Source organism: Motiliproteus sp. MSK22-1 (assembly GCF_001968815.1).
Lineage (GTDB): Bacteria > Pseudomonadota > Gammaproteobacteria > Pseudomonadales > Balneatricaceae > Motiliproteus.
In genome coordinates, this window is record NZ_MIEQ01000053.1 from 54,664 (window position 1) to 79,972 (window position 25,309).

At 45.5% G+C, this 25,309-nt stretch carries 20 protein-coding genes and 1 riboswitch; of the genes, 12 read left to right on the forward strand and 8 right to left on the reverse strand.

Annotated features, from left to right (window positions below; translation table 11 throughout):
- The first annotated feature begins 28 nt into the window (after positions 1 to 28).
- The 6 genes from BGP75_RS16120 (at position 29) to BGP75_RS16145 (ending at position 9,476) form a co-directional block, all read left to right on the forward strand.
- The gene (locus BGP75_RS16120) at positions 29 to 1,036 is read left to right on the forward strand and encodes a TRAP transporter substrate-binding protein (RefSeq protein WP_076719863.1); all 1,008 of its coding nucleotides are present in this window, start codon (positions 29 to 31) and stop codon (positions 1,034 to 1,036) included.
- Between the two features lie 258 nt (positions 1,037 to 1,294).
- Positions 1,295 to 1,849, forward strand: a complete 555-nt coding sequence (locus BGP75_RS16125; protein WP_198939383.1) for a TRAP transporter small permease — start codon at positions 1,295 to 1,297, stop codon at positions 1,847 to 1,849.
- 15 nt (positions 1,850 to 1,864) lie between these two features.
- Positions 1,865 to 3,208, forward strand: a complete 1,344-nt coding sequence (locus BGP75_RS16130; RefSeq protein ID WP_076719864.1) for a TRAP transporter large permease — start codon at positions 1,865 to 1,867, stop codon at positions 3,206 to 3,208.
- Between the two features lie 235 nt (positions 3,209 to 3,443).
- Positions 3,444 to 7,529: a response regulator gene (locus BGP75_RS16135; RefSeq protein ID WP_083704865.1), complete on the forward strand. Its 4,086-nt coding sequence runs from the start codon at positions 3,444 to 3,446 to the stop codon at positions 7,527 to 7,529.
- 94 nt (positions 7,530 to 7,623) lie between these two features.
- Positions 7,624 to 8,553, forward strand: a complete 930-nt coding sequence (locus BGP75_RS16140; RefSeq protein ID WP_076719865.1) for a diguanylate cyclase — start codon at positions 7,624 to 7,626, stop codon at positions 8,551 to 8,553.
- Positions 8,554 to 8,729: 176 nt separating this feature from the next.
- A complete protein-coding gene (locus tag BGP75_RS16145) occupies positions 8,730 to 9,476 on the forward strand; it encodes an ABC transporter substrate-binding protein (RefSeq protein ID WP_076719866.1) in 747 nt (248 codons plus the stop codon).
- A gap of 51 nt (positions 9,477 to 9,527) precedes the next feature.
- Here the strand turns inward: BGP75_RS16145 and BGP75_RS16150 are convergent, their stop codons facing one another.
- The 4 genes from BGP75_RS16150 to BGP75_RS16165 form a co-directional block, all read right to left on the reverse strand.
- On the reverse strand, positions 9,528 to 10,037 hold the full coding sequence (locus tag BGP75_RS16150) for a universal stress protein (protein ID WP_076719867.1): 510 nt from the start codon (positions 10,035 to 10,037) through the stop codon (positions 9,528 to 9,530).
- Positions 10,038 to 10,165: 128 nt separating this feature from the next.
- A complete protein-coding gene (locus tag BGP75_RS16155) occupies positions 10,166 to 11,509 on the reverse strand; it encodes a TRAP transporter large permease (protein WP_076719868.1) in 1,344 nt (447 codons plus the stop codon).
- A gap of 82 nt (positions 11,510 to 11,591) precedes the next feature.
- The gene (locus tag BGP75_RS16160) at positions 11,592 to 12,137 is read right to left on the reverse strand and encodes a TRAP transporter small permease (protein ID WP_076719869.1); all 546 of its coding nucleotides are present in this window, start codon (positions 12,135 to 12,137) and stop codon (positions 11,592 to 11,594) included.
- Between the two features lie 376 nt (positions 12,138 to 12,513).
- Positions 12,514 to 13,530, reverse strand: coding sequence for a TRAP transporter substrate-binding protein (locus tag BGP75_RS16165; RefSeq protein ID WP_076719870.1), 1,017 nt, complete (start codon positions 13,528 to 13,530; stop codon positions 12,514 to 12,516).
- A gap of 436 nt (positions 13,531 to 13,966) precedes the next feature.
- Between BGP75_RS16165 and BGP75_RS26835 the strand changes: the two genes are divergently transcribed.
- Both BGP75_RS26835 and BGP75_RS16175 read left to right on the forward strand, forming a co-directional pair.
- Positions 13,967 to 14,152: a hypothetical protein gene (locus BGP75_RS26835; RefSeq protein ID WP_143821087.1), complete on the forward strand. Its 186-nt coding sequence runs from the start codon at positions 13,967 to 13,969 to the stop codon at positions 14,150 to 14,152.
- A gap of 178 nt (positions 14,153 to 14,330) precedes the next feature.
- Complete coding sequence (locus tag BGP75_RS16175) at positions 14,331 to 14,882, forward strand: DUF1415 domain-containing protein (RefSeq protein ID WP_076719872.1); 552 nt, start codon at positions 14,331 to 14,333, stop codon at positions 14,880 to 14,882.
- A 189-nt stretch (positions 14,883 to 15,071) separates the two neighbouring features.
- Here BGP75_RS16175 and BGP75_RS16180 read toward each other — a convergent pair whose 3' ends face one another.
- The gene (locus BGP75_RS16180) at positions 15,072 to 17,897 is read right to left on the reverse strand and encodes a DUF4214 domain-containing protein (protein ID WP_076719873.1); all 2,826 of its coding nucleotides are present in this window, start codon (positions 17,895 to 17,897) and stop codon (positions 15,072 to 15,074) included.
- A 334-nt stretch (positions 17,898 to 18,231) separates the two neighbouring features.
- Positions 18,232 to 18,537, reverse strand: coding sequence for a hypothetical protein (locus tag BGP75_RS16185; RefSeq protein ID WP_076719874.1), 306 nt, complete (start codon positions 18,535 to 18,537; stop codon positions 18,232 to 18,234).
- Between the two features lie 57 nt (positions 18,538 to 18,594).
- A riboswitch (SAM-I-IV-variant riboswitch) is annotated at positions 18,595 to 18,726 on the reverse strand.
- 465 nt (positions 18,727 to 19,191) lie between these two features.
- On the opposite strand from BGP75_RS16185, the gene BGP75_RS16190 reads away from it, so the two are divergent.
- Entirely contained in the window at positions 19,192 to 20,376 is a 1,185-nt protein-coding gene (locus BGP75_RS16190; protein ID WP_076719875.1) for an amino acid aminotransferase, read from the forward strand.
- 114 nt (positions 20,377 to 20,490) lie between these two features.
- Here BGP75_RS16190 and BGP75_RS16195 read toward each other — a convergent pair whose 3' ends face one another.
- Both BGP75_RS16195 and BGP75_RS16200 read right to left on the reverse strand, forming a co-directional pair.
- Positions 20,491 to 20,736 (reverse strand): hypothetical protein, encoded by a 246-nt coding sequence (locus tag BGP75_RS16195; RefSeq protein ID WP_076719876.1) that lies wholly within the window; start codon positions 20,734 to 20,736, stop codon positions 20,491 to 20,493.
- Positions 20,737 to 20,880: 144 nt separating this feature from the next.
- Positions 20,881 to 22,674 (reverse strand): adenylate/guanylate cyclase domain-containing protein, encoded by a 1,794-nt coding sequence (locus tag BGP75_RS16200; protein WP_076719877.1) that lies wholly within the window; start codon positions 22,672 to 22,674, stop codon positions 20,881 to 20,883.
- Positions 22,675 to 23,094: 420 nt separating this feature from the next.
- Here BGP75_RS16200 and BGP75_RS16205 point away from each other — a divergent pair, with 420 nt between their 5' ends.
- The 3 genes from BGP75_RS16205 (at position 23,095) to BGP75_RS27460 (ending at position 25,241) form a co-directional block, all read left to right on the forward strand.
- A complete protein-coding gene (locus BGP75_RS16205; RefSeq protein ID WP_076719878.1) occupies positions 23,095 to 23,616 on the forward strand; it encodes a glycine cleavage system protein R in 522 nt (173 codons plus the stop codon).
- A gap of 421 nt (positions 23,617 to 24,037) precedes the next feature.
- Complete coding sequence (locus BGP75_RS16210) at positions 24,038 to 24,769, forward strand: ABC transporter substrate-binding protein (protein ID WP_083704866.1); 732 nt, start codon at positions 24,038 to 24,040, stop codon at positions 24,767 to 24,769.
- 127 nt (positions 24,770 to 24,896) lie between these two features.
- Positions 24,897 to 25,241 carry a hypothetical protein gene (locus tag BGP75_RS27460; protein ID WP_233152951.1) on the forward strand — a complete coding sequence of 115 codons (345 nt, stop codon included), beginning with the start codon at positions 24,897 to 24,899 and terminating at the stop codon, positions 25,239 to 25,241.
- Positions 25,242 to 25,309 lie beyond the last annotated feature (68 nt).

Sequence of the window (25,309 nt, forward strand, 5' to 3'; positions counted from 1 at the left end):
CTATCACAACAACAATAAGGTGAAACCAATGAAACAAAAGAACACATTATTTAAAGCACTGTCATTGACCGCTGGATTAGTTTTTTCGGTCAGCGGTTTTGCTGCCACCAGTTGGAACATGGCAGTTGGGGACGGAGGTGGCAGTGCCCAGGAAGCTCTGGGTCTTAAGTTTACGGAGTTGCTTTCACAAAAAACCAATGGGCAGTACAGTGCAAAGCTGTTCGTTAATGGCCAACTGGGTTCTGAACAGGCGACAGTAAATGATGCCGCACTGGGAACTCTCGATCTTTCAATCATCGCCAGTAACAACCTTTCACCCTTTTCACCCTCAATGGGCATTCTGTCCCTGCCGTATATCTTTGAGAACATCAATCAGGCACAGAAAGTTGTAGAAGGGCCAATCGGAGAGCAGCTCACAAAGGATGCGATCAAGAATGCCAATGTTCGAGTACTGGCCTGGACCTATTCCGGTTATCGGGTCTTTACCAATTCCAAGCGCCCTGTTAAGAAGCTTGAGGATCTTAAAGGGCTGGTTGTCCGTGTACCCAAAAATGAGATCATGATCGATACCTATAAGTCCTGGGGTATCAATCCGACACCAATGGCCTGGTCTGAAACCTTTACTGCTTTGCAGCAGCGGGTCGTGGATGGGCAGGATACGCCTTATGCTGCAATCTACTCCATGAAGTTTGGTGAAGTGCAGAAGTATCTGACTGATATTCACTACCTGTTCCTGCTGGAGCCGCTGATTATTTCAGAATCCTTGTTCCAGGAACAGTCTGCTGAGGTTCAAAAAGCGCTAACTGAAGCGGGCAAGGAAGCAACAGCCTACAGCCTGACCTGGTTACAGGATAAGGAAGCAGGTATTAAGAAGGAGCTTGTTGAAACCTATAAGATGCAGATTGATGCCCTTACGGATGAAGCCAAGTGGATTGAAAAAGCTCAAAAAGCAGTTTGGCCAAAGTTCTATGAACAGGTTGGCGGCAAAGAGAAAGTCAATCAACTGCTTCGTTCCTTGGGACGTAAAGAAGTCTAATTTGATCAAATCAGTAGCCTTTCAGATGTGCTGATTGGGATAAGTTCAGTTAATCCTGATAACTACATTCAATCTGAAGGTACCTGTCCTATTTGACTGCTTCTCGGTAGTTTTCGTCAGGCTGAATGCGTCCAGGCGTTTCTACTGAGAAGCATCGTCTTCTCATCTTAGCTGATCTGGAACTCCGTGATGGACTCTCTCTGTCGCCGTTCTTTGTTGCTATGTATTAGTCTGCATTACCAAATGGAGATATCCGTTATGGGCGCTGTGGTACATTTTTTAGATAACGCCGAAACCTATTTATGCCGAACCCTGTTGGCAGTTTTTGTCACTCTCCTTTTTGCACAAATTGTTTCTCGTGAAGTTTTTGGCTATTCCATTGCCTGGACCGAAGAGTTATCGGTTTATATGTTTGTCTGGTTTGTTTTTTTTGGTGCCAGTTATGCTGCAAAGCTATCTGCCCACAACCGTGTCACTTTCCAATATAAGCTTATCCCTCAAAAACTCGCCACTTTATTAGAAGCCCTGTCTGATATCGCCTGGATTGGCTTTAACCTCTATTTTGTCGTGCTGAGTTACGATTTTGTGTTTAACAAAATGAACCTGTTCTGGAAGTCCCAAACATTGGGGGTTCCGATGAAATACATTTACTTGGTACTACCCATTGCTTTCACGCTGATGACCATTCGAATTATTCAGGTGAATTACCTCAAGTTCGTCAGAGGAGTTGATATACAGGATCCTGAATCTCAGGAGCTGGATGGGCTGATAGAAACCGGTCTTGAAAATAAGGCTGAGAAATCAGCGGTTTGACTTTGGGGATTCCACATGACTGAAACATCTATAGTAATAATTCTCTTTGGCTCGTTTTTGGGCCTGCTGCTGATTGGCGCGCCGATTACTGTTTCTTTAGGGCTTGCCGCACTGGCATCCTTTCTTTACCTGGACCAGAACCCGATTAAGTTTGTCCAGATTGCATTTAATTCAGTCGGCTCATTTCCGTTAATGGCTTTACCCGCATTTATTCTGGCCGGTGCTTTAATGGAAGCAGCGGGTATCTCAAAACGCTTGGTAACACTGGCTGAGAGCTTTGCCGGGCCGGTGACCGGTGGCATTTCAGCGGCGACAGTCATGGCCTGTATGTTCTTCGGCGCGATCTCCGGTTCGGGGCCTGCGACAACGGCGGCCGTGGGAATGTTAATGATTCCTGCGATGGTGAAACGGGGTTACGATAAAGGCTATGCGTCTGCCGTAACGGCATCTTCCGGGGGGCTGGGGATTGTTATTCCACCTTCGATACCGATGGTTATCTTTGGAATTTCAGCCTTAGGGATGACCGTTCCCGTAGAGGCTATTGCTAAACACGGTCCTTTCCAAAGTGTATCCATTCCTAAGCTGTTTATTGCCGGGTTTTTACCGGGACTGGTTATTTCGGTGAGCCTGATGGTGCTGAATTACGTACGCTGTAAGCGCCTGGGTTATCAGGGGACGGCAGAAGGCTGGTCGTTAAGTCAGATCCGAGGGGCTTTCCGCGCTGGACTTTGGTCTGTTTTGGCTCCACTGGTTATTCTTGGAGGTATTTATTCCGGGTTCTTTACTCCGACTGAATCAGCCATTGTTGCTATTTTTTATACACTGTTTGTAGGTTTGTTTATTCATAAGGAATTAAAGTGGAAAGACCTGATACATTCTTTGGAAACCACCACTTGGCTTTCCGGTCGGGTTTTACTGATCCTGTTTACCGCCACTGTTTTTGGTCGTCTGTTGGTTGAAAACCAAATACCGGCGATGGTGGCTGAATCCATGCTGAGTCTGACTCAGAACCTGTATCTGATCTGGCTGCTGATTATCGGTTTTTTGTTGTTTGTTGGTATGTTTATGGAAACATTGGCTGCAATCATGATCCTGACCCCGGTGTTACTGCCCGTTACCTATAGTTTGGGAATTGATCCAGTGCATTTTGGTATTGTTATGGTCTGCAGCCTGTCCATCGGTTTTTCGACGCCTCCGCTGGGGGAGAACCTGTTTGTCGCTTCAGGTATATCGGATACCGCCCTGGAGGAGGTGACAGCAAAAGCATTGCCTTTTGCGTTAGTCTCGACACTAGCGGTGATTGCTATTGCTTTTATTCCACAGATTTCACTTCTGTTACCGAAATTATTGGGATATTAGCGAAATTAAAATTGACGAAGAAGAAGGAACCCGATGAATCATTTTTGGAATTAATTGCCTGATAGAACTTCCTTATTATGACCAACCTCAGCCGCAGGGATCTTTAACTGGATAAAACCACTGGTTGAGGTCTAGTCTAAACATAGAGTTTGTGCTCGGTACAGATAAACTCAATGCAGATAAAAGAGCCGTAGACTGTGTAAATAATTGACTATCTAAGTGGTTGACTATCCAAGTGGCTGTCAAAAAGGGCGAGCGTATCGTTAGCGATATTCGCGAATGTGATCAGGATTCTGGCAACAATGCAAAACGACCTTTGGCTTTGAGCAAGCCCGAAAGCTCGATTGGGCGTGTTCTTATGGGGTGGTTTTCCTTTCTGTCAATTTTTCCTTTAGTTATTGTTGCGATCTTTAGTTACCAACAAACCCGAGAAAGTCTGTTGCAGCAAGCAGCTGAAATGTTGCAGCAGTCTTCAGGGTTAACAGAGCTGTATATTCGAAACTGGTTTGATTACCGAAAGACTGACCTGCTTCATCAGGCGGAGTTTCAAAGTAATGCTCAGCTTCTGCAGAGATTAATAAAAGGCTGGAAGCGAAGTGGTCTGGATTTATCGGAGTATGTTGATAGTGATGATTGGGCCCTTCAGGTTAAGGCCGGTCAGGAAACATTGGTTACGTTTACTCAACGGTATGATTATCTGTATGACCTGTTCCTGATTGATCGGGAGGGGAATATTCTCTTTACGGTGGCTCGAGAATCAGATCTTGGAACAAATCTGCAATGGGGCTCCTATTCCAAGACCCGCTTTGCCATGGCGTTCAGAAATACTCTAGCAACAGGAAAGGTGACTTTTTCTGATTTGGAACGCTACCTGCCGTCCAATAATGCTATTGATGGATTCCTGACTACCCCCCTTTTAGATCAATCGGGTGATCCAATTGGCATATTTGCCATGAAGTTGCGGTTTCATCGGGTTGATCGATTGTTATATAACCAGGAAGACAGGAATTTAACCCATTATTTGATTGGTGAGGATGGATTACTGCGAACGGCTATCGGTGACAGCCAGCAGGAAGTATTGAGTCGGCGTATATCCACGGAAATATTTAAGATGCATCGGCAGCTGCATCATGGAATAGAGGGAGTGGTGGAGACTCCAGATAAAGCACAGTCCTATCTTGGGCCAAACGGTCAGGCAGTCATTGGGTTGCATAAAGAGATTAAACTTCCGGGGACCAGCTGGATACTGATCAGTGAACTTAACGAAACCAAAGTGCTGGAGTTAGCTAATTTATTAGGCATAGTCATTCTCGGATTTGTGGTAATGGTCAGTCTGGCGGCGATTGGATTTGCTTTTTTTCAGGCTCGAAGATTTGTCCAGCCGATTGTTCAATTGGCCATTGCTGCTAATCGTGTGGCTAAGGGGGATACTGGCATGCAGGTGGCGGTCAGCAGTCGCAACGAGATCGGTATGTTGGCAGATGCTTTCAACCACATGTTATCCGAACGGCAGGGACATGAACGGATCCTTAAACAAAACCATCTGAAAACTCAACAGGCTTTGGCCAATTTGGATGAACAGAGGTACGTTCTGGACCAACATGCCATTGTTGCTGTTACGGATTTAAAGGGAACGATTACTTACGCCAACAAAAAGTTCGCGTTAATCAGTGGCTACAGTGTTGATGAGTTAATTGGTCAAAACCACCGTATTCTCAACTCCGGTAAACATACTCGACAATTCTGGAGGGAAATGTACCGAACCGCATGCGCTGGAGGGATCTGGAACGCTGAGGTTTGTAATCGGGCAAAAAATGGAGAGCTTTATTGGGTTGATACAACAATTGCAGCTTTTAAAGGTGAAGGGGGCAAACCCCAGGCCTATATCGCTATTCGTACCGATATTAGCTGTATCAAACAGTCTGAACATGAACTGATTATTGCCAAAGAGGCTGCCGAGCATGCGGCGCAGGCAAAAAGTGAGTTTCTTGCAGTCATGAGCCATGAAATTCGAACTCCAATGAACGGAGTTTTAGGAATGTTGGGGTTGGTGCGACAGAGCCGATTAAATCAGGACCAACGACGAAAGCTCAAATTGGCCCACTCCAGCGCTCAGTCTCTGCTGACACTGATCAACGATATTCTCGACTTTTCGAAAGTGGATGCAGGAAAGCTGGAGCTTGAAGAGATTGATTTTAACCTGCGTCGCCATCTGGATGAGTTCGCTGGAGCAATGGCTTATAAAGCTCATGAAAAAGGTCTTGAGTTAATACTGGATACCGCCTCGATAGGGGTTGAGCAGGTTAAGTCGGATCCGGGAAGAATTCGTCAAATCCTGACTAATCTTGTCGGCAATGCGATTAAGTTTACCGAGCAAGGTGAGATTGTCATTCGAGCGAATCTCAGCACCAAGGATCAGACGGTTATATTCAGTTGCAGTGTGTCAGACACCGGTACCGGAATTGCTGAAGAGACACTGAATGGCTTGTTTGATCCCTTCACTCAGGCTGATGCGACCACTACGCGTAAATATGGAGGGACCGGACTCGGTCTGGCTATTGTTAAGCGGCTTTGTAATCTTATGGGTGGAACCATCAGTGTTACCAGTGAGCCGGGACAAGGAAGTTGCTTTACCTTTACGCTACCCTTGCAGCTTGGTGAACAGCCGCAGCTTGCCGTTCCATCAATTGATTACAGTGGCTTACGTGTATTGGTGGTGGATGATAATGAAACTAATCGGGAGGTACTCAGAGGGCAGTTAGAATTCCTGGGTGTCCAGGTTGTGGAAGCGGCCAATGGGCCGGAGGCTTTGGCGCTGTGTGAATCCTGTGATCTGAAACGGCCTTCTCAGAGCCCTGAGCGACTTTTTGATGCCGCTTTGCTCGACTTGCAGATGCCGGGTATGGATGGTGCGGAATTGGGTAAAATTCTTCAGACGAACCCTCAGTATCGTCCCATGAAACTGGTAATGATGACCTCTCAGGCCCATCGAGGGGATGCCAAGTTATTTTCTGAACTGGGATTCAGCGCCTACTTTCCAAAGCCCGCTACAGCTTCGGATCTTACGGATGCGCTCGCCGTGGTTGTGGAAGGGGGAGAGGCGCTGCAACAGGCTTCTCCACTGGTGACAAAACATTACCTCAAAACACTGATACCGGCTGAGAACGGAGCCATCAACCGAAGCGATGATAAAAGCCCTGTTTGGCCGATTAATTCTCGACTACTGATCGTAGAAGATAATTATGTGAATCAGGAAGTGGTCAGTGGCATGCTGGAAAACATAGGTCTTTATTCGGACCTGGCTGCAGATGGTGTTGAGGCTTTAGAGTCCCTTAGACAAGCTCCTGACAGCAATCCCTACACACTGGTCCTTATGGATTGTCAGATGCCAAGAATGGATGGCTATGAAGCCAGTCGTCAAATTCGACAAGGGCTTGCAGGAAATCGTTATAAAACACTTCCGATTGTTGCGATGACAGCCAATGCCATGAAAGGGGATAAGGAGAAGTGTTTATCTGCTGGAATGAGTGACTATCTGGCGAAACCGCTGGATAGCTCTCAGCTCAAAACTGCACTGATCACATGGCTGATAACTGATTCAGCTTCTACAATGGCTGACGCAGAGACTGTATCGGCAGATAGTCAACAGATTGCTTCTGTCGATTCAGCTGATGATAAAGTTGAATTGACTCCTGTTTGGGATAAAAAGCGAGCCTTAGACCGAGTTGAAAACAATGAACAGAGTTTGCAGCGATTGGTCTTATTGTTTTTAGAGGATGTTGATCCTTATACTGAAAAACTGCGACAGCAGATTGAAAAACCAGATCTTCGATCCTTGCGTCAGTGGTTGCATACGGTCAAGAGTATTGCTGGAACCCTGTGCTGTTTGCAGGTACAGCATAAAGCTATGGCATTGGAGCAACAGATCAAGGTGCAAGAGTCCACTGATATTCGAGAGGGGTTAGTGGATTTGCTGGATGCATTTCAGCAATTGGTTAGTGTGCTTGAGCAATACCTCATGGTAGAGCCATCAACTGAGGCAGAGCAGTCAACTATATCAGAGCCGTCAAAGTCCGTGACGCCTGTTAAATCCTATGATAACAAGTCGCTGCGACAGCTGTTTTCAACGCTTGCCAGCCGCCTGCAGAAGGGGGATTATATTGATTGTTCAGAGTTGGGTCTAATGGCAGGAGATACTTTTTCTGATCCTCTTGAGCTGTTAATTCAGGATTTATTAAAACAGCTGAAGTTATTCGACTCCGATGGAGCATTAGCCTCTATTGAAAAGATACTTTTTCTGCTTGACAGGCAAGGGTCTTAGGGAACCTGCATACAAATCCCCTGATCGATAGGGCTCAAGGCACTATCTGCTGGTTCGATAAAGTGATGTTTAATCCAGGCCGCAGGAACGCTGAATGAAAGATAAATCTGTGGTTCTTATTGTCGATGACAGGCCTGAAAATATTCAACTTCTCGCCAGTTGTCTGAAGACAGACTACCACGTAAAGGTTGCTACCAGCGGTGAGAAATGTCTTGAGCTGACGAAAAATCATCCAGAACTGGATCTGATTCTCCTGGATGTAATGATGCCTGGTTTGAATGGCTATGAGGTGATCCGCAAATTAAAAGAAAACCCTGAAACAGAGCCTATACCTGTCATATTTATTACGGGTAAGGATGGGGAGAAAGAAGAAGAGCTTGGTCTGGCTCTGGGGGCCGTTGACTACATAACCAAGCCCATTCGAACTGCAATTGTCAAAGCCCGAGTCAAAACCCATACAACACTGAAACGTCAGCGTGATCAGCTCTCGATCCTGGCGATGTGTGATCAACTGACGGGTCTCTACAATCGACACTATCTGGTTGAAATGGCTGGTCAGAAAATTGCCCGTGCATTACGTCATCATCATCCATTGAGTTTTCTGATGATTGATATTGACCATTTTAAATCAGTGAATGATCGATTTGGTCATGCTGAAGGGGATCGAGTATTGCAGGCTGTAGCGACAGCCTTGCAAGAGAGTTGCCGTAAAGAAGACGTGGTTGCGCGGTTAGGAGGAGAGGAATTTGTTGTCATGCTGGATCAGAGTGACATTTCTCTGGCCATTGACAAGGCTGAGCAGCTTAGAAAGCAAGTGGAAGATTTAAACCTGGATGAGCGGTCGGTTACCGTCAGTATCGGAGTCTCTGTTTTGGAAGACTTAAGGGATACTGGTGATAAGACGGATAGTCGTCAGAAAGATACTCTTGATCGGATAATTAACCGTGCCGATAAAGCGTTGTACCAGGCAAAAGAGCAGGGACGTAACCGGGTCGCGGTTTATCAGGGCGCTGGGTCTGTTTGACAGCTAACGGACGTTGCAAGCAGTAACTCGAACTGCCATTTGTCGATTTGGCTTCACCTGAGTGTTTTATATTATATGTCTTATACTTGTAGAACGGTGGAGGCTATGCGTTGAAGGTGGTGTTGCGTTGTTTCATGCTTCCGGGGTTTTAGCTCTTCAAGCCACTGGGGCAGAATATGGGAATTGATTCGACACTGGTTCGAATGAGTGGAATGGTCTTAATGTGTTTCTGCCTGATGTTTTCCAGTGCCTGGGCAGAAGATCAACCTCTCAGAATTCTGGCTGTACACTATCCCCCCTATGAGTTTGAAAACCCTGTTGATGGACTGAAGGGGTTCGATGTTGAAGTGGTTGAAGAAGCCTTCATGCGGTTGGGAAAGACGGCTCGGGTTGAATTTTTACCCTGGGCAAGAGCGGTTGAAATCGTTTTTTCGGGGCAGGCTTTGGGATTGTTGAGCTGTGCGAGAAACGTCGCCCGAGACCCCCACCTGTATTATTCCGATCCTATCAGTTCTTCTTCTGCAGGTTATTTTTTTCGTCGGAACATGCCGGACCCTGGTTTCAAGTCGCTTGAGGAGTTACGGGGAGAAAAAATAACATCAGTGCTGGATTACTCTACTCAACAGGAGTTAGAGCAGTTAGATATTGATCATTTTGCTGTACGATCGAACAAGCTGGCGCTCAACTTGTTAGTGGGTAAAAGGGTTGATTTTTATTATGGCTCCAAAGAAGCGAATGAATTTATAGCTAAGCAGGTTGGGATACTGGACCAAGTCCAGTTTCGTCCTTTAAGAACCAATGAATTTCATCTCTGTTTCGGCAAGAAATGGCCGCGAGTTGAGGAGCTGATGAGTAAATTTAATAGTGCTCTTGCGCAGATGAAAGCTGATGGCAGTTACCAGATGATCCACGATAGATATTGATAGATCAATATCTATTATCTCTTGCCGGAGGGAGCCGATATATCCGAGCAACTACTTCTTTTTCGTCTCATCTTTTTCCGGCAAGGGTACAATCACCGTAGGTATTCGTGATCGGCGTAATACGCTTTTGGCAACGCTACCCAAAAAGGTGTGCATCAAGCCTTTCTCGTGGGCTCCCATCACTATCAATCCGCAGTTAAGTTCATTGGCTCGTTTAAGAATAGTCTCAGCAGGGTAGCTTTCGACGACCTCAATCGATGCTATTTGCTCACGGACTGCTTTTTCGGTTGGCGCCAGAACATCCCAAAAGTAATCCTGCCTTTTTTGCAGCAGTTCTTTGGCATGATCGATACGGTGGTTAAGAAATTCGTCGCGACTTTTTGAGCTCATCACATAAGACTGAAGGGTAATGCGAGCATCATTTGAAAGCTTCTCGACGACATGCAGAATATGGACTTTAGCGCCGGTTTTCTTTGCCAGGTAGGCAGCATATTTAAAAGCGTAAGAAGCGTTTTTTGAAAGGTCTGTGCAATACAAAATTGTTTCTATATCGGGCAGCATGATTGCTTCCTCATGTTTTTGATCAGAGCTTCAAGCCAGAAGAAGCACTGATCATCTTCCTGAATAATCTGGATGGCTCTATCAGGTCAGGCACAACCGATAAGCCATCCGTATGGTCAGCTAGCGAATCAGTATCCAAATAACCTTGGCAGGTAAAGAGTAATCTCTGGTATGAAAGCAATGACAAATACCGCGACTACCATTGCACCGGCAAAGGGTAACGTCTTAGAGGTAATGTCCTCCAGGGCCGTATCGGAAATCCCTGAGGCTACAAAGAGGTTTTCTCCCAGCGGAGGTGTTGCAAAGCCAATTGACAGGCAGCAGATCAGTACCACACCAAAGTGAATGGGATCAATACCGAGACTATAGGTCACTGGCAGTAATACCGGCGTCAGGATCATGATTGCTGCCAGTGTTTCCATAAACATACCGACAAACAGCAGAAAGGCTATAATCATTGTCCAGATGAGATAGGTATTCTGAGTCAGGCTTAGCATGGATTCAGCCACTATGGCAGGAATCTGGTTTTCAACCAATATGCGGCCAAACACTGTTGCGGTAAATAAAATCAAAAGGACTCGACCGGACAACCAGGTCGTTGTTTCCAATGAATGGACCAGATCTTTCCACTTCAGTTCTTTGTGAATAAACCACCCAACGACCAGGGTATAAAAAATTGCAACAATGGCTGACTCAGTGGGGGTAAAGAAGCCTGAGTAGATTCCCCCGAGAATAACCAGCGGAGCCAAGATCGACCAGAATCCCGTTTTGAAGGCCGCTTTTATCTGGCCAACCGACCAACCGTCTGAAGTACCCATATAGCCCGCTTTTTTACAACGGAAATAATTCAGCGTCAGCAAGCATCCGGATATAACCATTGCGGGCAGAAAGCCAGCAATAAATAGTTTGCTGATAGAAACGGTTTGAAAGGTGCCGAATTTTTCAATGGCTTCTGGAGGGACTGTGAGTCCAATCGCGGATATGCCAAAGATAACCATCGGAATTGAAGGCGGAATGACGATACCCAGCCCACCTGCGGATGCTGTTACAGCGGCAGCATAACCGCGGTCATAGCCGCGATTGGCCATAGCGGGGATCATTAACATTCCCACTGCTGCTGTTGTTGCTGGACCCGAACCGGAAATGGCACCGAAAAACATACAGGCCAGTACCGTTGCTGCTGCCATTCCTCCAGTGAAGGGGCCTGCAAAACTTTCCGCTAAATTTACCAGCCGTTTTGATATCCCCGCCGCCTCCATCAGGGCTCCTGCAAGTATGAATGCCGGTAGTGCCATCAATGGGAATGAGCCCACTGAGGTAAATGCAATCTGTACCATCTTGATTGGATTCTCTTCCAGATAGATGAAAGAGGCCAATGCTGATACGCCCAGGGATACGGTAATTGGCGCACCCAGTAATAACAGCGCAAGAAAGGTTCCGAAAAGGACCAATGCAATGCTTGATTCAGCCATGTGTCTACTCCGCTATATCAGCGACTTCACTCTTAATTTAGATTCGTTAACTTAGGTTCTTTAACTTAAATTCTTGACGGTTCTATTTCTTGTCGGAATCGTCGCCTTCTATGAGCGAGTCCAGTTCCATTGACTCTGGATCACGAATGTCGACACCTTTGACCAGTTTGTAGTAGTTGACCTGAATGACACGAATAGTCATTAAGCTGAAGGCGATAGGCAGAATCAGGTAGATATACTTCATGGGGACGCCCAGTGTCTGAGACTTCCAGAACAGATTCATCCTGTTGAAGACAAAATCATAGGCAAGGTAGACAAAGTAGCAGTTGAACCCTATCCAGACCAGGTCGGCAATCGCTTCGGAAATTAATGCCACCCTTGGAGGAAACAGTTTGAAATGAAAAGTTACTCGGTTATGAGCGGACAGCTTGGCTGCATAGCTGGCACCAAAGAAAACGAACCACACGAACATGTAGACGGCTAATTCTTCTGTCCAGGAAAGAGAATGAGAAAATATTTCTCTTGATACTATCTGTGCAAACAATATGCAGACAAATATCGCCAATAATGTTCTGCAAATGTAGCTCTCGATATTATCAAGAAAGTGAATGAAACCTGCTTTGGACATGATTCGGTCTCCTGTTAATCTGCGGGTCAGAAAGCTTTTCATCCGGGAGTTAACCGGCGATATCGCACTGTTTGTCGGCGCTGCCGGGAGGTATCTGAGCCTAGGAGGCTGTCCGAGAATAGACTGACCTACGTTGCAGGAAAGCACTGGTTCTCTAATTCCGGGTAAAAAAAAGCACTCTGGCCAAAGGCCCCTGTGGTCAGGAGCTTTCTTCATTACAGCTCAGAGTGCTAGATTTTGCTATGGCTATTTGAATAACAATAGTCATTTGCTTTAAGTACTTACGTTATCAGTTACAGAGTCGTTAATATTGAGCCTGTAACTGACAGGGTAAAACAACCGAAAGCAATTTATCTAACGTAAAACAGATTGCTGATTAAACTGCGTCACGACCCAGAGACTTCAGTACCGCATTCAGCTTCTCTTTACCACCGATGCTTTCGTAGAACTTAGGCCATACCGCCTTGGTTGCTTTCTCGATCCACTCCTTTTCACCGTTAGCAGGATCGTCAATCTGCATTCCACGCTTAACCAGCTCTTCTTTGATCGCTGCTTCAGATTCAGCCAGGAATTTTGCGCTGTACTTGGTAGCAGCTTCACCGGCATCTAAAATAGCTTTCTGAGTGGCGGCGTTCTGATCCTGGAAAACAGCTTCAGAAACGATCAGTGGCTCAATGGAGAACAGGTAACGAATGTTGGTGATGTACTTCTGTACTTCATCAAACTTCATGGAGTAGATAGTCATGTACGGATTGTCTTGACCGTCTACTACGCGTTGCTGAAGAGCAGTAAAGGTTTCTGACCAAGCCATTGGCGTTGGGTTGATGCCCCAGGCTTTGTAGGTGTCGATCATGATTTCGTTTTTAGGTACACGGACGACAACACCCTGTAAGTCTTCAAGGGTCTTGATTGGCTTTTTAGAATTACTCAGTACGCGGAAACCTGAGTAAGTCCAACCAATGATACGAACACCAGCATCACGAATAGTATTTTCAACCAACTCCTTACCGACAGGGCCCTGAGTCAGCTGTACGGCTTCGTCCAGGCTCTGAATCATGTAAGGTAGCGTAAATACACCAACCGTTGGTGAGAATGGAGTGACGTTGTTGATTGCTAGAATGGAGAAATCAAGGGTACCAATGGAAGCGTCATTAACCGTATCTTGCTCGCTGCCTAGTTGGCCGTTCAGGAAAAGGTTTGCAGAGTGCTTACCGCCGGAACGCTCTTTCAATTCCTCTACGAACTTTTTACCCAAGGCCTCTTGTGGGCTTCCACCGCCGTCACCTACCGCAATCTTAAACGTCTTAGCTTGAGCTTGCAGGCCGACACCAGCTGCAAACAACAGGCCTGCGGTTAGAGACAGGGCTTTTACAACTTTATTCTTATGATTCATAAGTAGCTCCGGATTTTAGGTCTATTCGCTATGGGTGCGAGGACTTTATTATTTTTGACAGCCATTGTGTCTTTAGTTGCAGGGTGTTGTTTTAACCACCTTACATTATGGCTGAGAAAGCCATCCCATACATAATGTCACTGATACGGCTTTTGAATCTGGCGTCGGTATTATGCGGGTGGCGCCAGACCACATTCAGAAACATGACAATCAATTGGTTTGATCGTGGTTTTATCTTCAACCCTGACGTGTTTGTTTTTTAGGACCACTTTGAAATCACCATTGGGGCCAGGAAATGCAGAGATTGGAACCATCTGGACCCGTGTCATTATTGAAATGTTATCCGCTCAGAGAATATTAATAAAAATCCATATAAAACATCTAATTAAAATCAGTTTGTTTGTTGGCTGCTTTGGCTTTGGGCAAAGAGCGAAGTATGGAGAAGATGCTTCTCTTTAGTTTGAAGAATGTTAAGTTTTTATCTCAGGTGGCCATCCCTGGTTTTGCTGTCTGGTTACCCATCCGGCAAATGGTTGTCATTATTTTCCAGTTCGGTAATTTTGTCCGCAATTGCCCGGAAGAAGCTTCAGATATCCGCGATCTTGGAGTTTCTGCCGGGTAGAGAATTCCAAACCTGAGTAAAATATCCGGTTCAAACCTGATCTTGATTACCGGTAGCAGTCTGTTACAGTGCGGACTGTTGGTTTGGGCTCTGGTCTGAAGTCCCGGACCGCTGGTGTAGGATCTATCTATCATAGAACATACCAGTACTACTGTGTATTAGCTGAGTGAGTGATTTCATGGTTATTGAACAGTCCGTTGAGCAGCAAGTTCGACAATGGCTTGAACAGGTTGTGGTTGGTCTGAATCTATGTCCGTTCGCTGCCAAGCCTTATAGAAATCAGCAAATTCGCTTCAGTACTACTGAAGCCGCTGATGAAGAAGCGCTATTGGTTGATTTGCAAGCAGAGCTGATGCTTATTGATCAAGCTGACCCTGAAGAGATTGAAACAACACTTCTGATCGTCCCTCGTATGCTGACTGACTTTTCCGATTATAATCAGTTTCTGGATTATGCCGATGCTCTGGTAACCCAAAGTGGTTGGGAGGGAGTGTTCCAAATTGCCAGCTTCCATCCCGATTACTGTTTTGCCGGTGTAGAATCCGATAACCCTGAAAATCTTACAAACCGATCTCCTTACCCGGTTTTGCATATTATTCGTGAAGCCAGTTTGGAGCGGGCACTGAACCACTATGCTGATCCGGAGCAGATTCCTGAACGCAACATTCAGTCTATGCGTTCTTTGACTGCCGAACAAAAACGGACACTGTTCCCATATCTGTTTAGCTGAACCTGTCTGCTAATGCCTGTTCGTCCATAGCAAAAGCATTTACCCGGCAACTGGCGAAACAGTCCAACTATTACTGGCTTTTGTGACTTTTAATATGTGACTCTTAATATGGTGCCTCAATTATAAATCCGTAGAAGAGATAAATACCTCTCTACGGATATCAGAGCTATGAATATAAAATAATCTTTATCAGTCAAACCATTGGTCTGCCCGATAGGGTTTCCTTTTCTGTCGATTGTTCTGAGCCTGATCTTCGGTTCCTGGCTCAACGCTGGTAATACAGTCCGTACTACAGAACACAATATCACCGTTAAGGATGTCAAAGACTCGCCAGTAGCGTCCAGAGCCTGCCGGCGCATTTATGGTATGGATTCGGCCATTATAATACAGAGTGACTGTTGCATCGGATGTGGCGATGGATCCGTTGCCACTAAAGTGATGAACATAATAAGTGTAATCCGTACTTGTTGAAACCTCATCGATACTTATCGTTTCAGGCCCGAAACTAGTTACATCATCGACATCCAGATTAATACCGGGTGCAGTAGGGCTGGCAAAATAGACATGTTCGCTGTCTGCCAACAGGTGCGAATCCAAATCATCAGGATCTTCTCCCCAGGTTAAAACCACCCGGGCCGCCCCATCACTGGAGAGACTGGAAAGATAGATGAACTCTTCAATAACCTGATCACCGACAACAGAAAATGATTCGTAAACAGTGGTATATCCTTGCTTGGAAACTTCCAGTGTATAATGACCTGCAGGTAACACCAGATCAGTGATTCCTGTTTCCCCGTCGGTGCTGGTAATAAAGTCTACATAATCTCCGGCCGGGTTGTTTAAACCTTCACGTATCAGGAAGCTGACATCCGAAAGGATGTTGGTGGGGTCTTGAGCATCGGCTACGGTTAATTTAATTGTGCCGATTGCTCCTTCATCCTGAGCCAACATTATCAGTACGTTAGGGAGCGTTTTGGTCACATTGGGTAATATTTCAATTCGGTAACTGGCAGGTTCATAAAAGTTTTTTGTAAAGCTAACATCATAGGCGCCGGGTGCTAAATCGGGAGTTGAGAACTTTCCAAACAAATCAGTAGTTGTTTGTTTTACCGTCGTTCCTGCGGGAGTGTTAATGTCAACCTGTACCCTATACAGACCGCTACCATCTTCCTTTATAGCGGTACCATCAAGATGTCCTACCATTTCATTAAATGGGCAGTCGGTGGTGGACCAGACAGGATCGAAGGATTCGTGTAGCTCCACAGCTTCGGAATTACTTAGCGACAATGACTGGGCAAGTACGTCATCAATAGCCAGTTCACTTGATGATCCCGCTGACAAATTGATTTGGCAGGTCATTTTGGGATCTGCTGTCCCATCGTAAGTTGCATTAATGTCAAATTGGGCATTATGGCTTAGATTGATTCCAATTCCAGGGCCTTCAATCTTAAAAGTACCAACAGCCGGTATTTCCACTTCGGCTTCGTAAAGGGAAATGAATACAGCCAAGCTGACTTCTGTCTCCCCATACCCTCCACCTGTGACCGTATATTCAGGGGTAACGTAATCAGTTACAGGTGAAAAGCTGGTGATAGGGGTAAATATAGAAGTATCATAGTTAAAACCAGCCTGGGCCGGACCATCAACTCGATATCCGTATTGTAGTTGTCCTTCCGCACTCATCCCCACTGAAGCGCCGATTACGGGTATTACTTTAACATTGAGCAGCAGGGGAATATCGCTAATTGTTAATACCGTTGTTTCATCAACGATGGGAGCAAAGGTTTTGTTAAACTGGCGGCTATAATCGTAGGGAGCATCTACCGCTAGATAAGCTTCTGTCTTGTAATCTGAAGTTGCGACAGCATTCATTTGGCTAACCGTGGCACCGCTAACATTGAGATCCAGAGAGAGATCAAACGCTGCGTCCATGGAGATATCTGCGACTGTGGTGATACTTGCGTCTAATTGATGTTCCAGGTGAGAATCAAAATGAAGTCTGCTGGTCTCATCATTCTGGCTACCTGACTCATTGAAAAGACTGATACTAAGATTCAATAGAGCATCAGGGTATGCTGCTTGAATAGATGCTAATTCGGTTGTGAGGGTTAGTTCTTCGCTTTCTTCCTCTGTTGCCTCTTCAATGTTAATAACTTTTCGAATGAAGCCTGTTTCGTTATCTGGTGTGACCCCGACAATGATATCGCCGATCGCAAACGCTGGTGCTCCTACACCGGTTACGATTAACGAGCTTGTATCAGTAGAAGGGGTAACTGTATAGCTGGTGTTGTTATCTATCACCCAAGTCGTATAGCCATGAGCAATCTGATTTGCTGGGATTAAATTAGAGCTATCGATCCCTTCAACCACCATTTCCACGTCGGTAAGTTGATCGGGGGCAATATTATGATCATATTCCAGAAATATTAAGATTCCGGCAATAATATCATCAACCTGTTCTTTAGCAGCATTGATTGAAGAACTTGTTGTGTCGACGGTAGCCAGAACATTTTCACTGCCCTCTAAACTGTTTTTATTTTCAACTTCCAAGGCTTCCAGTATGTATTGTGAAACAGTGACGCGATTATTGACGATGTTCTCGTCAGTTCCACTTGCACCATTTAGAATGTCGACGGCTATGCTTTGGAGTGTTCGTTGCTGAGTTTCCAGTAGTTGCTCGTAGAAAAGAAGGCCATCCTCTTCAGGATCCCGATTAAAAAGCTGCTGATAAAGGTTTGTAACCAACTCACTACTGGTTAGTCGTCCATAACGAGTCTCAAATTCGTTGGAATTACCAAAAGCCTCAATGATGGCCTGTAAATTACCATTTTCATCATTCAGACGCTGTGACCAGTAATTGAGGCCTTCAACATCAGGTGCTCTACCGTAATAGGCAATATAGGCCTCAATGACTTGAATATCGTTATCTGAAAAGTCTCTAGCTTCGGCAATTGAAACTACTGAGGCAGATATAAGGCAGAAAATACCAAATACCAGACGGATCAATGTGGACATGACTTTTCCTCTGTCAGCTAATACTCCTGTTTTAGCGTTTGAGCTGCCGTAAAGCAAGGACCTTGATCAATGATCTTGTTGAAAAAGTGGGTAATGGTACGTCTGCTTAGCAGGATGGAGCGGTAGGGCTTCTCGTTTATGATAAAACTCGTATATTGGTAGGGAGATATTAGTCAGAAAACAGATATTTACTACCTGGGGGCGTATTAAGTTGCTGTGGATATTCAGTCAGTTTTTTTGTTAGTTGGAGAATATCCACTTATCGCAGTCAGGAAGTTTCTATTTTGACATAATGGGTGGTTGGTTTATTTATTCTCTGGCTCATCTGCCATTGCTAACCTTGCAGTGCCGGAATACTGATATTAACGGCCTGCGCGAGGATCTGTTCGACAGATTGCCCGGCAATAGGAATCTCGATGCAGTGAAACTGGTTGTTTCCTTGATTATCTTGATACTCAATATAGACAAATCGCGTGCGGTGAGGCACTTTTTCCCCGTCTTTTCGTTTACCTTCTGCAAACCAGATCCTTAGCGGTCTCAGGCTATGTCTGTGACTGCGGCAATAGGTTTTTTGCCAACAGGGGGCTGGAACAAATAACTGCTCAAAATCCTCTGCTGAAAGGTTATGTGCTTCAAACATGAATGGCTCCCATCATCATTGACTGACTATTGTGTGATGAGAACTGACGTAAGTGGGATTCACCTGATTGGTTGTCTGAATCGACCACATCGCTTAATAGAAGATAGGTTACAGGTATCTTCTTGAGCAAACCACCTTACCCAGGCGGGCAGGTTGGTGAGGACGTCAGCCCTACTCTCGATGTTACTGTCTGGAGTGTACTCTAGTGAGTTTTTACCCAACTTTCAACACTAAGATAGAAAAAAATCCACTATGCCGTCTTTTTGGTGTTTTAATAAAACTCGCTGAAGTAAATCTCCTGCCGTCTTTTGTTATTGAGTCGTTTCAGCGGCTCAACCGTTCCATCAACGGGTAAAAAAACGAAATTGTTTGCAGGTTTCTAACGATTAAGGTGCATGACCAGGTACAGGACAGTGCAAGGCAGCTGAGTTGAGGCTGAGTGACTGAACGGCTAATTAGTGAAATTTGCCCTGTAACCAGCTCGGCAGTGTAAGAAAGGGTTATATACACTAATTTTATGGCAATCTTTGATGGACGCAGAGAGACTAACGGCGCTAGTCTAAAAGTAAGGCACCTCTGAATATCTGCTGTTAGCACCTGTCAGATATAGCAGGAGGTCAGTAATAGTTTCAGGGTTTTAGAAAGGGAATAAATATGTTTGAGAAGCTTGATGAACCCCGTCTTGATCCGATCATCAGTTTGATGAGTGCGTATAGGGAAGACCTGCGTGCTGAAAAGATGGATTTGGGGATCGGGGTTTACCGTAATGATGAAGGTATCACTCCAGTAATGAGCGCGGTTAAAAAAGCTGAACAGGAGCTGATGGATAATCAGTTAAGCAAAGGCTATGTGGGATTGGCGGGTGATGAAGCTTTTAACCAGAGCATGATTGATTTATTGCTCGGCGGGACTGCCGCCGAGATGCGGGCATCTGCTCTGCAAACTCCCGGTGCCAGTGGAGCCTTAAGGCTATTGGGTGAGCTGATGTATCAGGCTAATCCCAAAACTACTATTTGGGTAAGTAATCCCAGTTACGTTAATCATCAGCCGGTCATGGAGGCTGCGGGGTTAAAAGTTGCTTTTTATCCTTACTTTGATCCGGTCAGTAAACAGCTGGACACTGAAGGAATGATGTCCTGTGTAGAAAAACTGGGCCCTGATGATGTTCTGTTGTTGCATGGCTGTTGCCATAACCCCACGGGGGTGGATATCGAGCTGTCCCATTGGCAGATGATTGCTGAAATGTCGCAAAAACAAGGTTTTTTGCCTTTTGTTGATATTGCGTACCAGGGTTTTGGAGATGGCTTGGAGGCGGATCGTGCAGGGTTGAAGATTCTGGCAGATAACGTTGATGAGCTTTTGGTTGCTACCTCCTGTTCGAAAAATTTCGGGCTTTACCGGGAGCGCACCGGTGCAGCTGTTCTGGTCGGAAAAACCAAATCTGAGGCGGTTAAAGCACGAGGGCTTATGTTTGAAATTGCCCGTGCTACCTATACTATGCCACCTGATCATGGTGCTGCAGTAGTTACCAAAATCCTTAGTCAGCCTGAACTGAAAACTCTGTGGGAGGCTGAGTTAAACCAGATGCTGGCGCGTATAAAAGATCTGCGAACAGGTTTAGTGGAAGCTTTTAATCAAGCCACTGGAGACAACCGGTTTGATTATTTTGGCCGTCACCGAGGGATGTTTTCCATGACCGGGCTGTCTGCCGCTCAGGCCAATGCATTGCGAGAAGATCACGGTATTTATATTGTCGGGGATGGTCGGGTTAATGTAGCAGGATTACAAAAAGATCAGATCGACTATCTGGTTAAGTGCTTCTTGGCTATTGGAGCCTGATCACAGGAACGAGCAGAGGGCAAATCGTATGTCGGTTTGCCCTGCATCTGACCGCTCTGGAGCCCACAGAGAACTTATTCATCGGTTTCCTACAGGAGAGCAAAGGCTCTAGCGCTATTCCCGTTCCGCTGCCCGTTCGAAATAATCCAAACCTTCAACAAAATCAGGCAATGTCTTTAATATGTGCAAAAGGGCAAAGAGGATGGCCCCATGATGGGCGCCTAGCTTAAAATCTTCAACCGATTGTAGTTCTCGTATTGTCTCTGAAACACCTGTGTAAAGAAAAATCAGGCCAACAGCAATATTAATGTATGGGTTTTCGACAATACGCTTAAGTATTCTCAGGGCTTTATAAGGCACGTTATTTCCCTATTAATTTGATTTCCAATGTTTTTCTGGTCTCAGGAGTACAGGGACAATTATAGTGGATAGTTTGACTCAGTGGGATAGCTGTCGTGGAATAGCTGGGCCTATTTCTGCTGGCTCAAAGCTTCGAGCATTCCACTAGTTTAAGCAGTCAAGGATATCCAAAGGGTTGTTAACAGCATATACCTGGACAGCCTTCTCTTTCCCTCGCAGAGTCACCTGTTGGGTGGGAAAGCGACTGAAATCAATGTCCGTATGTTCGATTACAGCAGTCGAAACCACCAGCGTACAGTTCAGGGTTTTAGTCTGGCCTTCGAGCCGAGCTGCCGCATTAATATTATCACCGATTGCAGAGTAGTTAGGGGATGAGGGGGGGCCCATTGTACCAACAATGGCTTCTCCACAGTGGATGCCAATACCGATACGAAGAGGTTCTTTAAGCTCATCAACCAGCTCTTGATTGAGTTTATTTATCCTGACTTGCATATCGATGGCGCCCCGCAACGCATCCCGGCAACCCTGACTTATTCCCCGATCGAGACCATAAAGGGCCATAAGTCCATCACCCGCAAATTGTGCGTAATGTCCATGGCTGGCCTGCAGGGCATCGGACATTTCCAGGAAGAATCGATTGAGGATAAAAAGTACGTCATAGGGCAAACGTTGTTCACCCATTTTGGTGGAACCGCGAAGGTCAACAAACATCGCCAGTACCTCACGCTCATCCCCATTGACTCCTCCCATTTGGGTTGTATTTTCTATGCCCAGCTGGGGGGGCAGCAATGGAGTAATCTTAATATCCTGCTGTGGCCGAGTTTGACAGGCGAGTCGAACATTCGGCGCCGCCGCGATTCGGTCCAGTGCATCTTGCTCCAGTGCTGTCGGTTGCTGCAGTTCGTTGTTTCCGGCGTCGATTCTTACTCTGCAGGTAGTGCAGCGACCGCGACCGCCGCAGATTGATGCATGAGGAATGGAATTCTGCCTGATGATTTCCAGAATACTTTGTCCGGGGGTTCCTTTGAGTATTTTCCCGCTGGGGTGTTTGATTAGAATGGATCCTGACTCTGGACCAGGACGGTCTCTGATCAGCCGAGCCATCAGTGTTATAAACAACAGGCTGTAAAACGTGATCAAAATCCCGTTATGTAACAATTCCCTTGGTGTCCACGAAGGGGATGTTGAGCTGTCGTAATTATCGCTATAGCTTCCGTTATTGTAACCACTGCTGTTGTTACTGCCATAGATGTCACTATAGCCAGAGGTATTTTCTGAATCGTAACTGCTTTCGTAGTCGTTCGGGTAAGTTAAACCATATCCTGAGGTGGTTGCTTGTGGTTGCCATAGATTCAGTTCAACGCCTGCACGAGCTAAGGAAAAAACAACCAACAGAGGGATGACTATGACCAGAGGATAAAGATAGAAGGAGCTCTTTCGGTACCATGATTTGAGTCGAAAGAAAAAGTGTAATCCAATCAGTACATGGCTCCAGACAATAATTAGTAAAATAAACTGTCTGGTAGACAACCAGGGGTCCGTTAAGATGCCTGAGAGAATTGATTCATAGTTCACATCCTTGTTCATCAGTACTCGTGAGCCCCAGGTAGCGGCTACATGTCCGGCCAACAGCGGTATTATCGATAATCCCAGAATGAGTTGACTGAGCTCCCAGGCCGGGATTCGTAAAGTTGTTCGTCGGTACAGTGAGATTAAACCCAAGCTGAAATGTGTCAGAATTGACGTGTATATCAGCAACCCTCCCAGCCAGCTGCGCCAAAAGGTTGTAACCACTTCACGCATCGATTCCATTGCCCCCAGGGAGATTAAGCCAAGCGTATGGTTGCTCAGGTGAACAATGACATAGGTGGCCATTATCAGTCCGGTGGTAATGCGTAAGCGTCTTTCCAGTAATGTCAGTCGATTTATCTGTGCCATCTATCACCTGTAAATTCCACCGTCTGTAAATCCGCAGTGTACGAATATCTTCCTGATGATTGTCTGGAATCATAGCGTAAATACACAAGAGTAGAAGTGCTTAACCTGAATGCTGAGGATTCGAGCAGCCTGTTCAAGACCAGACTCTCTGGTTTTTCGACGGAGTATGATGCGTTTTTTTGAATGTGTCGGATACAGTGCTCTTGGTGTCTTTTGCAGATAAATACAGGTTGCTTGTTTTTGGCTTACTTAATTCAGGCCTGAAAGTGCTCGCTGTGAGTTATCTGCATGACCTGGGGCTTCCAGTCAGTGGAATGTGAGAATCCAGATAACTGTGGAGTACTTCATACCTTTGTGCTTTACACACTTGCTTTGACGAGATTGCCTGGTACGAAGCGATTGCTACGGAGAGAATAATCAATGAATAAAACGCTTGTATTGACTCTGATTGGTGAAGATCGACCCGGGCTGGTTGAATTGGTGTCACAGTTAATTGCTGAACGGCAGGGGCAGTGGCTGGAGAGTCAGTTTTCACGTCTGGGTGGAAAGTTTGCCGGTATTCTTCGGGTGTCGGTGCCGCAAGAGCATGGGGCTGAGCTGGAGAAGGGGCTTCGTGCTTTGGTTGGTCAGGGATTACGGATTGTCATCGAAGAAGGGCAACAGTCGGCGGTTGAACCCAGCTATCCTCTGCAGTTACGTTTTGTTGGCATGGATCGCTGTGGTGTTGTTGCAGAAATCAGCGAGATGCTTAACCGTTATGGTGTCAGTATACTCAGCCTTAACAGTCATTGCTCTCCTGCGCCTATGAGCAGTGAAGTTCTGTTTCATGCCGATTTTGATGTTCAGGTGCCTGTTTCTGTCAGCTGTGAGCGATTAAGTGAGGCATTGGAAGCACTGACACCAGAACTCATGGTTGATCTTGAACTTCCCGAGGCTGTTTAGTCTTCAATTATTCTGGCTGTATTCGTCATTTAGCTGTTGTCGGGAATGACGAATACTGAGTTCAAGTGCAACTCCCTGGTTTTATAGACTCGGATTTACAACATAGGCTGGGAGTAACAACATCAGTTAGACATCGTTGTTGATCAATCGGTCGACTATCTATGCCTGGTATCTGTTAAATCCCTTTAAATCAGGTTTCTTAGGATTGCTGTTTATTGGTTTTGAAGCCGTTACAGCTCGGTAATGTTCGCTCTGATTTCCTCTATACCTTCTCGAGATATGATTATTAGCGCTTGCTTTTATTGCTGAAATGGCGGTTTATTAGTACATTGTGGTTTTGCTTTATCTCTTGGATAGCTTACGTCGACTAAGATAATAGTCATCGCTCAGAAAGGGAGAGGTTTGTTGATGAGGGTGGACTATGAGTAATTTGATGGCCGGGCTATTTCTACTGGCAGTGTCTGTACCTGCTCTTTGCCAGCAGGTTACGGTTGTTACTGAAGACTTTCCACCCTACAACTATGAAGAGGACGGCACAGCGAAGGGAGTTTCTTCAGAAGTTGTTCAGGCTGTGCTTGATGAGATAGACATGGAAGCGGTCTTTCATTTTTATCCTTGGGTTCGGGCGTATCGAATTGCGTTAAATAAAAAAGATCATCTTATTTATTCTATCGCTAGAATTCCAGAGCGTGAAGATATGTTTCACTGGGTGGGCGCTATCGCTCCTTATAATACTTCTTTGTATAAATTAAAATCCAGAAAAGATATTGAAATAAATTCTTTGGATGATGCTAAGCCCTATACTATTGGAAGCTCTCGAGCTGATGTTATTACCTCTTATCTGGAAGACAAAGGTGGGTTTGATCTGGATATTGTTACTCGTGACTCTCAAAACCTGCATCGGCTGTTGCTGGGACGAGTTGACTTGATTGCCTATGATGAGGCCTCGCTTGTATACAAGGTTCAACAGGAGGGGCTGGATATTACCTTATATGAAAGGGTTTTCCGATTAGAGGATTTGTCAGACGATTTATATATGGCATTTGGAAAAACCTCAGATATTTCATTAGTTAAAAAGTTTCAAGATGGTTTACGCTCAATAAAAGATAAAGGGATATTTGATAAAATTCGTCAAAAGTATTTTCTACAGTAAATTAATCTAAGCACATGTAAAATTGTTGCGCTGAATACTTCTAATGTCTGTGATATAACGATTTCATAAATATGTCATCTGTGACCCTTATGGTGATTGCTCCTATTTTATGAACTGGAGTCCACAGATGTTTAACCGATGTTTTCCGCCGACCATGCTGGCCCTGTTGGTTGCTGTAACAACTGGAGTACATGCTCAGTCCTTTAACCGTATCAGCAGTTTTCCAACCAGTCTCAATTTGCCTGAAAATGCGCAAAGTATGCAGGAGACGTCGGCTGAGATAATTACTGCTTCAACGGATGGTAAGACCCTTATTTACTCTGATAGCCCTCTTGGAGGAATCGGTTTAGTTGATATCAGTAACATAAAGGAACCTCGTCCGGCTGGGTTTGTGGCTCTGGCTGGAGAACCTACTTCTGTCGCTACTGCTGAGGGGGTTGTGCTGGTGGGGGTCAATACTTCCAAAAGCTAACTCAGCCTTCCGGCTTTCTTGCTGCGGTTACTCTTGAAACCTCCAGTATCAGTCGTCGTTGTGATTTA